The following is a 13295-nucleotide window of genomic DNA, read 5'->3' as shown; positions in this document are numbered from 1 at the left end:
CAGTTGGTATATTTGTATTATGGAAAACGAATTGTCAAAAGCCGAGCGCACACGCCAGTTCATTATTGAACGTACTGCAGCTATATTTAATAAAAAGGGCTACGCGGGCACTTCCCTGTCTGACCTTACCGGGGCTACAGGCCTTACCAAGGGCAGTATTTACGGCAACTTTAAAAACAAGGAAGAAGTAGCTGCCGAAGTTTTTGATTACAACTCGGCCAAGGTGCGTAACCAGGTGCAGGAGCGGATTCAAAAAGCCAAAACCTACCATGATAAGCTACTGGTTTATGCGCAGGTTTATCATAGTTTTTCGCGGGGCGATTTCCCTGCGGGGGGCTGCCCGATACTCAATACAGCGGTTGATGCCGATGACACCAACCCGCTTTTAAAAGATAAGGCGGCCAGGGCTGTTGTGCGATGGAAAACACGGATAGAAACCCTGGTAACTGAAGGTATTGAAGCCGGCGAGTTTAAACCGGGCATTGATACAACCGAGGTAGCTTTATCAATGATAGCACTAATTGAAGGCGGTATTATGATTGCCAAAGTAACCGATACACCCGCTAATTTAGATACGGTTTTAAAAACAGTAAATAAACTGGTTGACGAATTAAAGCGGTAAAATAATATATATTTAAGAGCTACAGGTTGTTACTTGATTGTTACAATAATTGGATTTAACTTTGAAAACAAAAGAAACGCTCCCCGCGTTATCTTCTTTACCAATTATTAATTATGTCAAAAAAGATATTGATCCTTGATGATAGCGAGGATATTTTGGAAGTGATGAAAGAAGCTCTGGAAATGGAGCATTATGAAGTTGAGGTACTGAACTATACTGATGACATATGCAAGGCGGCCCTATCAGCGAACGCCGACCTTGTAATTTTGGATTACATTTTGTTCGGTATAAACGGTGGCGAACTATGCCACATGCTAAAAACCACCCCGGCGACGGCGCACATCCCGGTGGTGATGGTATCGGCCTACCCGCGTGTGCTGGAATCATTAGGCAACTATGGCTCGGATGCTTTTATTGCCAAGCCTTTTAATTTGAGTGATGTTATCGACACGGTTAACCACTGCTTTTTAACGGCGGGCGATGATGTAGCGCATATGGTGTAAAGGAATCATCATTGTAAGTCTGTAACATCTCTACGCAGTTATTGCAAGATACGAAGCAACCCCCAGTTGCAGAGCAGCTCTGTATAGTTCGCGATTGCTTCGTACCTCGCAACGACGCATTTTTTTTAATGCAACCCTATTCTACCTGAACAAATCAAAGCTATATTGCGCAACACTCCAAAACTCATCGAGCGCAATGATCCGGGGTTTAAAAAAGGAGATTAATGCCGGCCAGTCTTCCTGCTTAAATACACTTACGCCGGGCAGGGTTTTAATAATGCGGGTTACGGTTTTGTTGTACTCATCGGTTGTATGCAGCTGCCATTCCCATTCCTCATTAAGCTCAGATTGCAGCACGTTTTTTAATTCAATAAACTGATCAAACATCAATTGTTGAATGTCTGCATCAGGATGGCTCATTTCAATAGCAATAAAAGCCGATCTTTTATCCGCCTCCATTTTAAAGTACAGGTGCTTAATTCCGGTTTTATAATTCACCCAGTTAGTACGCAGGCCATCAGCCGAAAGCTGGGGTTTGAGGTATTGCCCAAATGCCGTCCAGAAAGCTTGTTTTAATTGAGTTGTTTGTTCTTTTGAGTACAAATTTGTGAAGATTGATGGGGGACAAAAGTAAGGGTTTTAAAATAAAACAAAGGAAGCCGTCATCCTGAGTGTTTAAATCCCCCGGCCTCTAAAGGTGAAATGATTAAGCAAAGACGGCCTGTTACCCTGTGCCTGTTGAAGGGCCGCGTCCAGAGGCCCTGCCCACCATGCTTCGACTGGCTACCCATGACATAATTAAAAAGACGGTCATGCTGAACTTGTTTCAGCACCCCACTTGCTAAGCCGCGTGCTAAGCAGATCGCCTACCTATCCCGTGGGATCCTGAAATAAATTCAGGATGACGGGCGGAGAAATGTCATATCTCCTTCAGAGCCCGCGGGATTTAAACACTCAACATGACACCCCTTTTTAATTATGTCATGGGTAACCTGTTTCAGGGTCCCACAGGACAGATCGTCACCATGCTTGCATACACTTAGCAAGCGGGGTGACGAAACAAATTCAACAGGCCGATATTTATTAGCTTCGGTAATCTTATCTAATAAACCATATCTTTACAAATACCACATTGATATTTTATGGCAAGCTACCAGGTAAACTGTATTGATAAACCCAAAGCCTCAAGTACACAAGAGCAGATAACCCACATCGGTTATTACGAATCGTTAGACCGGCCAAGGGTAGTGATCTCCGTTGCCGAAGCCATAGCGCGTATCGAAGCCAACAGCCAGGCCTTTTATGTAAGCACCGAGCGGGGCAAAACCTATCTTACTGTTGTAAAACCCGAAAACGGAGGCAAAAAACATCTGCAATCACTAACCGACAGGACCGGCATTGATAACCTTTTGACGTTGGAAGAAGTTTAGGTAGCAACGGTCAAAACCTTTCGCCTTTAACCTTTTCCCTTTCGCCTCAAAATTTATTCCTTTTTATCAACGATATAGGATGTAACGCTTTTCACCTTATCATTTTCCAGCTCATAAAAATCGGCATAATACATGGCCATATCTTCACCGTTTTTGCCTTTGCACTGAACAAGCCCGTCAACAGCAGCGGTATTGCCGTCCACAAGAATATGATCCTTGGTTGATGAAACCATTTTCACGTCTTCCATTCCGCCTAAAAATTGATCAACTTCATTCTTCCCGTTCATAACAGTGATGGACGAACCTTTCATAATCCATTTTACGTCATCGGCAAAAAGGCTTAATATTTTTTCAACGTCATTATTATCAAAAGCGTTGATAACCTGCTGTACAATTTCTTTAGTTGTCATGATAGTTTGATTTTGTTTAGAATAAAGTTAGCCCTTATATACCGGGGCGAAGAGGGGCAAAAATGACATTATCAGGGTATTTTATGACCAGTCAGCGAAATGGCGTTTAAAATAATCCGACCTGCTTTACTAAATCTCATATTGAAAAATTTCTATACGAATGCTTCGCAACTCCCCTAGAATTAATCGAATTAGACGAATTTGCATTAATTTAAGATTCGTGTAATTCGATCCAATTCGAGAAATTTGTGCCGACTAAATTATGCCAAACATATGTATCCCGACCTCATCAACCACATTAAACGCTATGTTCAGCTATCTGCGACTGATGAGGAAAACATATGCCAACATTTTGAATTAAAGAAATTTAAAAAGAAAGAGTTCATTTTAGAACCAGGCAAACTTTGTGCCGGTAACTATTTTGTAACCAAAGGCCTGGTGAGGCAGTATTTTGTTAACAACAAGCTTAACGAGCAAATTATCCAGTTTGGCCTGGAAACCTGGTGGATAGCCGATCAGGACAGTTTGCTTAATCACCAACCGGCCACTACCTATATCCAAACCATTGAGGCTTCAGAACTGCTGTTGCTCACCGAAAAAAACCGCGTAGCGTTGTTTGAAACTGTGCCGCAAATGGAGAGCTATTTCCGCGTTATGATGCAAAAAGCCTTTATTGCATCGCAACGGCGCATCGGTTATATTTTTAACCAGAATGATGAGGAACGTTACCGGCACTTCACCAGTCTTTTCCCGGCCTTTGTGCAGCGGGTACCGCAATATATGCTGGCATCATATTTAGGTTTCACCCCGCAGTTCCTGAGCAGGCTCCGGGCTAAAAAAATCTGATTTTCTTAAACTCAGTTCATTTTTTGAGGGCCTGTTTATCCTCAACTTTGTATTAACAAAAAGATAAAAACATGAACCGATTAAAAATGAACACTGCCGAACCGGCTGGATACAGAGCCCTGATAGCCCTTGAAAAATATATAGAAAGTACAGGTTTAACCACCCGCCATAAAGACCTCATCAAGATCCGCGCTTCACAAATTAATGGTTGTGCCTTTTGCGTGGATATGCACACTACAGATGCCCGCAAAGCCGGCGAAACCGAACGCCGCATTTACAACATCAGCGTTTGGCGTGAGGCCCCTTTCTTTGATGAGCAGGAGCGTGCTATCCTGGCCCTTACCGAAGAAGTAACCCTGATAACCGGCCGGGTATCTGACCAGACTTATAAAAAAGCAGCCGAAGTATTTGATGAACTTTACCTGGCCCAGGTAATCATGGCAATTATCACCATCAACGCCTGGAACCGTATTGGTGTAACTACCGAACTTCAGCCACCGCTTAATTGAATCTTTTAATTTCTCGATTGTTTTAATATGAAGCCGCCTGTGTAATACCGGGCGGCTTTGTTGTTAATTTAGCCTAAGCAGGCATCAAAGCCATCATCAACGCCACCTCATAAGTACCTAAAACATTGGCCGGATCATTAGCGATAATTTCCTTTACCTGTGCTTCATCATCAACAGCCAGGATACCGAGGCCATAAACACCCTTGGGGTCGAAAACCGGGCCAAAGATAAGCACCAGCCCTTCGTTCATTTTTCCTTTCAGATACTCAGAATGTGCCTGCATGATTATGCGCTCATCATCGGTCATATCATTTGGAAACGTTGGGCGGTTACCAGTCAGTTTTATTACGAAGTGCTTTTTCATCCTAATAAATTTAAGAATTATTACTGAAGGATGTTTAAAGGAATAATTATTGATAGTTACATAGCAACATTGTATACCTAAAAACAATAATAACTATGGCAACAGAAGCAAATGCCCCCCTGGGCAGTGCTAACGATGTAGTACTGTCATTTATAAAAGCGCTAAACGAAGAAGACTTTGAAGCGGCCCGCAGCTGTGCTGCCGACGACCTGAAATTTATTGGTGTACTTGGCCAACGCGATGGTGCCGAAGCCTACTTTACTGATATGCAGCGTATGAAGCTGAAATACGATATCAAACGCGTATTTAGCGATGGTGATGATGTATGTATCTTTTATGATATTGATATGGGTCGTACTACCATATTCAGCTGCGGGTGGTACCATGTGGTTGATGGTAAGATAAACTCTATACGGGTGATATTTGATCCGAGGCCGTTGTTGTAGGCTATAAAAAACAAGATCGTCATTGCTGTAAGGTACGAAGCAATCCCTATGAGCAGGTTCGCCCCGCATAGCTTGGGATTGCTTCGTACCTCTCGCAATGGCACATTTTAATTATCTCCCTACCCAGTTGTCCGTACGGAAAGGTGAAGCCGGCAGGCCAACTCCATTGTATAAAGTACTTACCGGGTTGTTGGCCCAGGCATACCTTACTGCAACCGGGCTTTTAACATCCGGACTGCTCACAATAACCTTACTGTCTTTTATAACGGCATTTGCCCAATGAAACTTCATATCCTCGCCGGCAACGGCAAAACCCTGCAGATTTTCGCTGCCCTGCGCTTTTAAACCGCCATCGGTATAATTAAAGCTAAGCTCAATTTTATCGCCATCAATTTTTTGAGACTTATACACAGGTCCGGAATATGACTGTTTTTTATGGTAGGTTTTATCAAGTGCTACCAATGCCAGTCTGCGGCCAACTTCCTGTTTATTTTTTGGGTGGATATTTTCGGCTTCACCAAGATCAATAGCCACAGCCATCCCTGTGTTAGGCAATTCAAGCGTTTGAGTTTGGGCCTCTCTCAACTCGGCCCAGCCCGAAGGGACCGGTTCGGCATCGCGCTTTTGCCAGTTGGCTAATTGTACAAAGTAAAACGGAAAACTACCTTCGTTCCAGGTAGTGCGCCAGCCGTTTATCATGCCCTCAAACAATTCTTTATACTGGCCCGACCTGCCTGTATTGGCTTCGCCCTGGTACCAGATAACACCACGGATGGCCATTGGAGTAAGCGGATTGATCATGGCATTATACAGTACAGCCAAACGGTTCGGGTTATCGGCAACAGGCATAGGCGGCAGGCTTTTTATATTAAAACCTACTTTATAATCCCAGTTACCGGCTAAGGAGATCTTTTCGCCTGATGCTGATACTAATTGCATCTCATCGGCGCCATACAGGCCGCCACCACCACCGCTGTCAAAAACCCGCACAGTGATCACCGACTCCCCTGCCCTTATCTTTGCAGCAGGAATAGTGTAATTGCGCGACTGTGTATAACCATCCGTTGCGCCTATCTTTTCACCGTTAAAAAATGTTATTTCATTATCATCTATCTTACCCAGGCTAATCTTTACATCCTGCCCTGCCCATGCTGCAGGGATGGTAATCTTTTTACGAAACCAAACAACGCCATCGAAATCACCTAAAGCACCTTTTTCAAAAAACTGGGGCAGCAGCATGCTCCGCCAGCCGGCAGTATCCGGGTTGAACGCGTTATTATTGGTATAGCCCCTATCGGCAGCGGTAGCAAGTTTGTTCCAGGCATCCAATTTTTGCGCAAAGGTTGATGGCGTTTCTGTTTTAGCGGATTCCTGCTGTTGTTTGATCTGTGCGCTAAAAGCAGGATTATTAGTTAGCGTATTTTCATCGCTCCAGGCTTCGATCATAGTGCCGCCCCAGTTTGAACTGATGAGGCCGATAGGAATTTTAACCTGTTTATTGATCTCCCTGGCAAAGAAATAAGCCACCGACGAAAATTCGCCGATAGTTTGAGGCGAGCATACCATCCAGCCGTTATTAGCCACTTTTATATCGGCTTGCGGGCTAAGGTTTGTTGCCTGCGATACCTGTAACAGACGGATCTCCGGGTAATTGGCGTTGGCAATTTCTTCTTTATAATTATTCACCTGGCCCCAGCCGGCCACGGGCATCTCCATATTCGACTGGCCGGAACAAACCCATACCTCGCCTATCAGTACATTATTTAAAACTATGGGGGCGCTGCCATCGGTTACGGTAACTTTATAAGGCCCACCATACGATGGGGTTTTGACCTTGACTTTCCAGTTACCTGCCGCATCGGCAACGGTGGTATAAGTTTTATTATTCCATGATGAGGTAATGGTTACCGTTTTACCGGCATCAGCCGTGCCCCATATGCCAGCCATAGTTTTTTGCTGCAAAACCATGTTATCGCTAAAAACCCCAGGTAATACCACCTTGGAAAAAACATTGCTGCTTAGCAATAAGCCCCCGATTACAACAGGTAAATACTTTTTTAAATTCATTAAGTTTTATTTTACAAACGTTAGGTTATTGATGAATTGACCGGCCTTAAAGTTAAGCGCTGTAACTGACAATTTAAAAAACGTTTTGCCGACATTTAATACATTGCCCGTAATTATAAACAGGCACAATTGAACCGGGCTTCAGGCATTACTCCCCCTGTAAAAATGATTATCAAAATATAGTACATTTGGATTACACGCTCATGAAAAAAACAGGAACCGAATTAACAGGTGTTAAAGAAATTGCCCGAAGGGCAAACGTATCTATCGGGACGGTCGACAGGGTTATCCATAACAGAAATGGGGTATCTGAAGATACCAAAAATAAAATCAATGCCATTATTGAGGAAATGAACTTCCGGCCCAATAAAATGGCCAGCCTTTTAGCCTCCCGTAAGATCCTGAATTTTGCTATCCTGATCCCTGCTGTTTCTGGTGAAACAGATTATTGGAGTTACCCTTTAAACGGCATAAAACAAGCAGCAGACGAGATCAGGCAATTTGGTGTAACCATTAAATATTATTTTTATGATCTCAACTTAAAAAGCAGTTTCCATACAGCGGCTGATGAACTGCTGAAAAACGAGCCAGACGCTGTACTCATGGCTCCATCATTTGTAGAAGATTCAATTGACTTTGCCAAAAAGATCCTGGAGCTTGAACTGCCGCTGGTATTTATAAATTCGGATTTGCCCGGTCAGCCTGGCCTTACCTACATTGGTCCCGAGCTTTATCAAAGCGGTAAACTTGCCGCCCAGCTTATCAGTCTTGCCATTCAAAAGCAGGATAAAATTTTAACGGTAAACATATCAACCGATCTCGAAAATAACCATCACCTCCTGCGGAAGGAACAGGGATTTAAAAGTTTTTTTGAGAGCAGCGGGAATGCCAACAAGGTTGTAACCCTCTATATCAATGACACCAAATTTGACGCAGCAGAAAAAACATTATTAACTGCTTTAACGGCTGAGGCTGCCATCAAAGCCATTTTTGTAACCAACTCAAGGGTGAACGTTATAGCCGAAATTTTAGTAAAACATAAAAGAACAGACATTTTGCTTGTGGGTTATGATTTTTTGAAAAAGAATATCGATTACCTTATAACCGGCCAAATTACCTTCCTGATTTGCCAGCGCCCTAAAGAACAGGGCTACCTTGGTGTTATGGCACTTTACAAACATCTTTTTAAAATAAGCGAGGTTGAAAAATCAACTTATATGCCTATTGATATCATCACGAAAGAAAACTACCGGTTTTATAATGGTTAGTTTAAATTACAAGCAATCTGAATGCTTCAATCTTCATTTTACTTTAGCCAAACGATTGTACAGCACGTGGATTTTCTGGCTCCTCAATAGATTTTCCTCATCGAGCGCTGATTTATAAAGAAAATCCTTATTAAGCGCAGTGAACTCAACGTTCAGCTTTTGTTCATCAGCTAATAATTTATCGAGTTTTGTTAAGCACACCGGAACCTGATCAGCAGAAAAACCGGGTGAGTTTACTTCAGCTTCAATTTTCATGTACCTAAGGTAATACACCCTGATCCCGGCCATTAAAACATAATGCCTAACTTCCTGCTCCTCTCTTATCGGTTTCAATGATTTCAGCACGTTCAGGGCATTTGTCGCGCTATCCAGCAACTGGCTTACCGTAATTTCCTTTGGCGATATAACCTTGCCATGAACCACATTATATGGTGTTGCAAATAAAGCATGCTTAAACTGCATAGCCTGCTGCGAGTTTAAGCCATAACGGGTATTACAATAATTGATGATGAACTGATCATTAGTTAACTTTTCGTCGCTATTTAGTGTACTTAAATAATAGCTCACCAGGATATTGAAACCGTTTAAAGGGTATACATGGCGAATAGCAAACAGGTCGATCAGTTCATCTTCCGACTCAAACAAGGAGGAATAAACACCCGAGGTTGACCATGACGTCATGACGATGCCTTTATAACCCAGCTTTCGCGATAGCGGAATAAAATCCCTGATGTTATTGAAATGCTTTTGCCAGTCGGTAAGAAAATAGTTATCCGGATAGCTCCTGATGGCCGGCGATCCCCAGATCTCATATCCTGATTTTAACAGTTTGGCATGGTCGCCAAAATGGTTCACGTCCCAGCCATAGTTCCAGTCAACAAAAATAGTTTCTTTGGGCAGCAGGCTAATGTAATCCGGATATTTCAGGGCAATATCAGCCCATACAATTGGTCGTTTGCCTAAACTTACTACAATATCGCACAGCATTTTAATATGGTCAAAATACAATCGCGACAAGCCTATTTCGGCCGCTCGCTTTTTGCATTTTTCACAGTGTCCCAGTAAGTAGGTTTCGTCGCCACCGATATGGATGCAGGGCGAGTTATGCGTTGAAACCAAATCAGTGTAAAGGGTGGTGAATAGCTTCTTATTTAATTCGGGCTCACTTGGGCAAACCTGGCTAAAATCTTTCTGATCTTCGCGCAGGGCGACATATTTATAGTTGCGAAGGATATACTCTACATGCCCGAAGCTTTGCTGCAGCGGGATCACCTGGATATGAAGCGAATTGCAATAGTTAACAAAATCGCGGACCTCCTCTCTTGAATAAGCATACCTATTGGCAATAAGGGGTTCTTTCACAAACGGGTAACTTCCCTCCCATTCCATTACCAGGGTATTGATGCCGTTATTGCTTAAGTTTAGTACAAACTTTTTTAATGCAGGCAACTTCATTACCTGGATGCGCATATCGAGGTGGAAACCTTTTATCCTAACCGAGTCGACCGGCTTTATATCGACGGCCGATACCGAAAAGTTCAAACCTGTAATAAACAGGATCAATATTAAGCTGCGTTGCAAATGGCGTTTCATAGCAATTCTATTTTATCATTATTGCTCAACTGAAGGTGGAGGTTTAATTTGGATTATCATTTTACGTGTACGCACACGTAAACAATAATAAGCATTTACAAATAAAAAAAGCCGTTCAAAAACAGCTTTACTGAATATTTATATAGAATCTATTAATTAGCTTCATAAAAGCAATTAAACCGCATTAATAATCAATCCATTAGCTTTAAGCTTTGCATTCTGCTTTCGGCTTCACATAAAATGTATCACAAATTTTATAACAATTATCAGAAAGTTCAAAGCCGGTTAGAGCAACCGGTAAAGCAAGATGAATAAACAATGTGCTATCCCTGGCTAACACATTGTTTTTTTAACTAAAACTGTATTTTACAATGAAAATACCCATTAAAGAACTATCGGGAATATCGTTGCAGGCAGCGTTGCTGCCTGGTAAATTTTTTAATTAACAACATGAACCTTTTACCCGGGATAGTTCAACAATCCGATAAATAAAGAAGTATCCGGGAAACCCCTTATATTTTAACAAGACGTATTGAATACAGGTATTGTTGCAGGATGGGATAATTTTTATTCATGCTGATAAGATTTAAGGTTGTTGCAAATCTAAACAAATCAACTATAAATACGGGCAAACAGGTAAAAAAAGGTGGTTTTTACTTATTAATTAAGTTAATTCCTGTTATGCTTTACCGATACAGAAGAACCCTGGTTTCTATTTGCAGGTATAAAAGGTAGCTTTCCCCTCTTTTGAAAGGGTTGATATCGTTTAGCTATGCTATAGTTTTTAACTATCAGCACATAGAATTAATCGATTGTGATTGTTGACTTTAACATCATAATTTTATAAAACTTAATACCCAACCAGGGTTTAGGGAGCCCATTCAATATATAAATATAATTATGGAAAACGGATCAAATGACATCAGTAAATGCCCGTTTCACAACGGCACTATGAAACACAATGTTGGCGGCGGCGGTACACGGAACCACAATTGGTGGCCTAACCAGTTAAAGCTTAACATCCTGCGCCAGCACTCTTCATTATCAAACCCGATGGGAGAAAGCTTTAATTATGCCGAAGCCTTTAAAAGCCTCGACCTTGAAGCTGTAAAAAAAGATCTCCATGCGCTTATGACCGACTCACAGGATTGGTGGCCGGCAGATTTTGGCCACTATGGCGGTTTGTTTATCCGGATGGCCTGGCACAGTGCCGGCACCTATCGTGTAGGTGACGGCCGCGGCGGTGCCGGTGCTGGTTTGCAACGTTTTGCGCCGCTTAACAGCTGGCCGGATAATGTAAGCCTTGATAAGGCCCGCAGGCTGCTTTGGCCCATTAAACAAAAATATGGCCGAAAAATTTCATGGGCCGACCTGATGATCCTTACCGGTAACATAGCGCTTGAATCAATGGGTTTTAAAACCTTTGGCTTTGCCGGCGGACGTGAGGATGCCTGGGAAGCAGATGAATCTGTATACTGGGGTGCAGAAACCACCTGGCTTGGCGGCGATATCCGTTATGCGCATGGCTCACCGGGAGTACAGGAAGGTCATGGGGTGCTGGTATCAGATGATGATGCCGATGGTGATATTCACTCACGCAACCTCGAAAAACCGCTCGCTGCAGTGCAAATGGGCCTGATCTACGTAAATCCCGAAGGCCCGGATGGCAACCCCGATCCGATCATGGCTGCTAAAGATATCCGGGATACTTTCGGTCGTATGGCCATGAATGATGAGGAAACCGTTGCTTTAATTGCAGGCGGTCACACTTTTGGCAAAACCCATGGTGCTGCATCTGCAGATAACGTAGGTAAAGAGCCCGAAGCTTCTGACATTGAATCGCAGGGCTTTGGCTGGCACAACGGTTATGGCTCTGGTAAAGGCGCCGATACTATTACCAGTGGGCTGGAAGTAACCTGGACCACAACGCCAACCAAATGGAGCAATAACTTTTTCGAAAACTTATTTGGTTTTGAATGGGAACTAACCAAAAGCCCGGCAGGCGCCCATCAATGGGTAGCTAAAAATGCAGAAGCTATTATCCCCGATGCTTACGATGCGTTGAAAAAGCATTTGCCAACCATGCTTACTACCGACCTTGCATTAAGGTTTGATCCTGCTTATGAAAAGGTATCAAGACGTTTCCTTGAAAATCCGGACCAATTTGCAGATGCTTTTGCACGTGCATGGTTTAAATTAACCCACCGTGATATGGGACCGAGGGTACGTTACCTCGGTGCTGATGTACCTGAAGAAATATTACTTTGGCAGGACCCTATACCTGCTGCCGATTATGCACCGATAGTTGAAAGTGACATTGCAGCTTTAAAGGGAAAGATATTGGCATCGGGCTTAAGTATCTCTGAATTGGTTTCAACTGCCTGGGCTGCTGCTTCTACCTTTCGCGGTACTGATAAACGCGGCGGTATAAATGGTGCCCGCATCCGCCTGGCCCCGCAAAGATACTGGCAGGTAAACAACCCAACGCAGTTACAAAAAGTATTGAGCGTACTTGAAGGCATCCAAAAAGAGTTTAACGGCGCCCAAACTGATGGCAAAAAAGTTTCCCTGGCCGATCTGATTGCATTAGCCGGATCTGTTGCTGTTGAAAAAGCAGCCAAAGATGGCGGACATGATATTACCGTTCCATTTACCGCAGGCCGTACTGATGCTTCACAGGAGGAAACCGATGTAGAATCATTCGGTTACCTGGAGCCGGCAGCCGATGGTTTCCGTAACTACCGCAGATCAAGGTTCGCGGTGTCTACCGAAGAATTACTGACAGATAAAGCACATTTGCTTACACTAACAGCACCTGAACTAACTGTGCTATTGGGCGGCCTGCGTGTATTAAACATCAATTTTGACGGATCGAAACATGGCGTGTTTACCTCACGTGAGGGTGTGCTTAGTAACGATTTCTTTGTAAACCTGCTTGATATGGGCACTGCATGGAAAGCTGTAGCTGCCGACAGGGAACTTTACGAAGGCAGTGACCGTGCCAGCGGTACAGTAAAATGGACAGCGACCCGCGCCGACCTTGTGTTAGGCTCCAATGCCGAACTAAGAGCTATTGCCGAAGTATACGGAAGCACCGATGGACAAGACAAATTTGTTAAAGATTTTGTAGCTGCCTGGACCAAGGTAATGAACCTTGACAGGTTTGACCTGGCTTAATATTAAAAGCGACGCTGTAAAGCACAACGTTAGCTTATAAACACAACTGTGAGCTATTAT

Annotated in this window: 13 protein-coding genes; 8 read left to right on the top strand and 5 right to left on the bottom strand. The window is 43.2% G+C overall.

Features of this window, described 5'->3' with window-relative positions; all coding sequences use genetic code 11:
• Positions 1-19 precede the first annotated feature (19 nt).
• A complete protein-coding gene (locus tag SNE26_RS01460) occupies positions 20-622 on the top strand; it encodes a TetR/AcrR family transcriptional regulator (protein WP_321557614.1) in 603 nt (200 codons plus the stop codon).
• A 113-nt stretch (positions 623-735) separates the two neighbouring features.
• Positions 736-1125, top strand: coding sequence for a response regulator (locus SNE26_RS01455; protein ID WP_321557613.1), 390 nt, complete (start codon positions 736-738; stop codon positions 1123-1125).
• A gap of 141 nt (positions 1126-1266) precedes the next feature.
• Here the strand turns inward: SNE26_RS01455 and SNE26_RS01450 are convergent, their stop codons facing one another.
• Complete coding sequence (locus tag SNE26_RS01450) at positions 1267-1728, bottom strand: DUF4268 domain-containing protein (RefSeq protein WP_321557612.1); 462 nt, start codon at positions 1726-1728, stop codon at positions 1267-1269.
• Between the two features lie 539 nt (positions 1729-2267).
• Here SNE26_RS01450 and SNE26_RS01445 point away from each other — a divergent pair.
• Positions 2268-2555 carry a DUF3892 domain-containing protein gene (locus SNE26_RS01445; RefSeq protein ID WP_321557611.1) on the top strand — a complete coding sequence of 96 codons (288 nt, stop codon included), beginning with the start codon at positions 2268-2270 and terminating at the stop codon, positions 2553-2555.
• 53 nt (positions 2556-2608) lie between these two features.
• Here SNE26_RS01445 and SNE26_RS01440 read toward each other — a convergent pair whose 3' ends face one another.
• Positions 2609-2965: a nuclear transport factor 2 family protein gene (locus SNE26_RS01440; protein WP_321557610.1), complete on the bottom strand. Its 357-nt coding sequence runs from the start codon at positions 2963-2965 to the stop codon at positions 2609-2611.
• A 273-nt stretch (positions 2966-3238) separates the two neighbouring features.
• Here SNE26_RS01440 and SNE26_RS01435 point away from each other — a divergent pair, with 273 nt between their 5' ends.
• Together SNE26_RS01435 and SNE26_RS01430 are read left to right on the top strand one after the other, a co-directional pair.
• Positions 3239-3811, top strand: coding sequence for a cyclic nucleotide-binding domain-containing protein (locus SNE26_RS01435; protein ID WP_321557609.1), 573 nt, complete (start codon positions 3239-3241; stop codon positions 3809-3811).
• Positions 3812-3882: 71 nt separating this feature from the next.
• Positions 3883-4320, top strand: coding sequence for a carboxymuconolactone decarboxylase family protein (locus SNE26_RS01430; protein WP_321557608.1), 438 nt, complete (start codon positions 3883-3885; stop codon positions 4318-4320).
• 73 nt (positions 4321-4393) lie between these two features.
• Here the strand turns inward: SNE26_RS01430 and SNE26_RS01425 are convergent, their stop codons facing one another.
• Positions 4394-4684 (bottom strand): YciI family protein, encoded by a 291-nt coding sequence (locus SNE26_RS01425; RefSeq protein WP_321557607.1) that lies wholly within the window; start codon positions 4682-4684, stop codon positions 4394-4396.
• 95 nt (positions 4685-4779) lie between these two features.
• Between SNE26_RS01425 and SNE26_RS01420 the strand changes: the two genes are divergently transcribed.
• Complete coding sequence (locus SNE26_RS01420) at positions 4780-5130, top strand: nuclear transport factor 2 family protein (protein ID WP_321557606.1); 351 nt, start codon at positions 4780-4782, stop codon at positions 5128-5130.
• A 111-nt stretch (positions 5131-5241) separates the two neighbouring features.
• Here SNE26_RS01420 and SNE26_RS01415 read toward each other — a convergent pair whose 3' ends face one another.
• On the bottom strand, positions 5242-7197 hold the full coding sequence (locus SNE26_RS01415; RefSeq protein WP_321557605.1) for a sialate O-acetylesterase: 1956 nt from the start codon (positions 7195-7197) through the stop codon (positions 5242-5244).
• A gap of 203 nt (positions 7198-7400) precedes the next feature.
• Between SNE26_RS01415 and SNE26_RS01410 the strand changes: the two genes are divergently transcribed.
• Positions 7401-8465, top strand: a complete 1065-nt coding sequence (locus SNE26_RS01410) for a LacI family DNA-binding transcriptional regulator (RefSeq protein ID WP_321557604.1) — start codon at positions 7401-7403, stop codon at positions 8463-8465.
• A gap of 33 nt (positions 8466-8498) precedes the next feature.
• Here the strand turns inward: SNE26_RS01410 and SNE26_RS01405 are convergent, their stop codons facing one another.
• The gene (locus tag SNE26_RS01405; RefSeq protein ID WP_321557603.1) at positions 8499-10058 is read right to left on the bottom strand and encodes a beta-N-acetylhexosaminidase; all 1560 of its coding nucleotides are present in this window, start codon (positions 10056-10058) and stop codon (positions 8499-8501) included.
• A 900-nt stretch (positions 10059-10958) separates the two neighbouring features.
• On the opposite strand from SNE26_RS01405, the gene katG reads away from it, so the two are divergent.
• On the top strand, positions 10959-13235 hold the full coding sequence (gene katG, locus SNE26_RS01400; RefSeq protein ID WP_321557602.1) for a catalase/peroxidase HPI: 2277 nt from the start codon (positions 10959-10961) through the stop codon (positions 13233-13235).
• The last annotated feature ends 60 nt before the right edge of the window (positions 13236-13295 follow it).

It is taken from the genome of Mucilaginibacter sp. cycad4, assembly GCF_034263275.1.
Lineage (GTDB): Bacteria > Bacteroidota > Bacteroidia > Sphingobacteriales > Sphingobacteriaceae > Mucilaginibacter.
Note: the sequence above shows the minus strand (reverse complement) of the source record. Positions and strands in the feature narration are given on the sequence as shown.

Bases quoted from the DNA above. Each gene is read 5' to 3' on its own strand.
- SNE26_RS01405 (WP_321557603.1), bottom strand. From the start codon at position 10,058: ATGAAACGCCATTTGCAACGCAGCTTAATATTGATCCTGTTTATTACA.
- SNE26_RS01445 (WP_321557611.1), top strand. From the start codon at position 2,268: ATGGCAAGCTACCAGGTAAACTGTATTGATAAACCCAAAGCCTCAAGT.
- SNE26_RS01440 (WP_321557610.1), bottom strand. From the start codon at position 2,965: ATGACAACTAAAGAAATTGTACAGCAGGTTATCAACGCTTTTGATAAT.
- SNE26_RS01415 (WP_321557605.1), bottom strand. From the start codon at position 7,197: ATGAATTTAAAAAAGTATTTACCTGTTGTAATCGGGGGCTTATTGCTA.
- katG (WP_321557602.1), top strand. From the start codon at position 10,959: ATGGAAAACGGATCAAATGACATCAGTAAATGCCCGTTTCACAACGGC.
- SNE26_RS01425 (WP_321557607.1), bottom strand. From the start codon at position 4,684: ATGAAAAAGCACTTCGTAATAAAACTGACTGGTAACCGCCCAACGTTT.
- SNE26_RS01460 (WP_321557614.1), top strand. From the start codon at position 20: ATGGAAAACGAATTGTCAAAAGCCGAGCGCACACGCCAGTTCATTATT.
- SNE26_RS01435 (WP_321557609.1), top strand. From the start codon at position 3,239: ATGTATCCCGACCTCATCAACCACATTAAACGCTATGTTCAGCTATCT.
- SNE26_RS01455 (WP_321557613.1), top strand. From the start codon at position 736: ATGTCAAAAAAGATATTGATCCTTGATGATAGCGAGGATATTTTGGAA.
- SNE26_RS01420 (WP_321557606.1), top strand. From the start codon at position 4,780: ATGGCAACAGAAGCAAATGCCCCCCTGGGCAGTGCTAACGATGTAGTA.
- SNE26_RS01410 (WP_321557604.1), top strand. From the start codon at position 7,401: ATGAAAAAAACAGGAACCGAATTAACAGGTGTTAAAGAAATTGCCCGA.
- SNE26_RS01430 (WP_321557608.1), top strand. From the start codon at position 3,883: ATGAACCGATTAAAAATGAACACTGCCGAACCGGCTGGATACAGAGCC.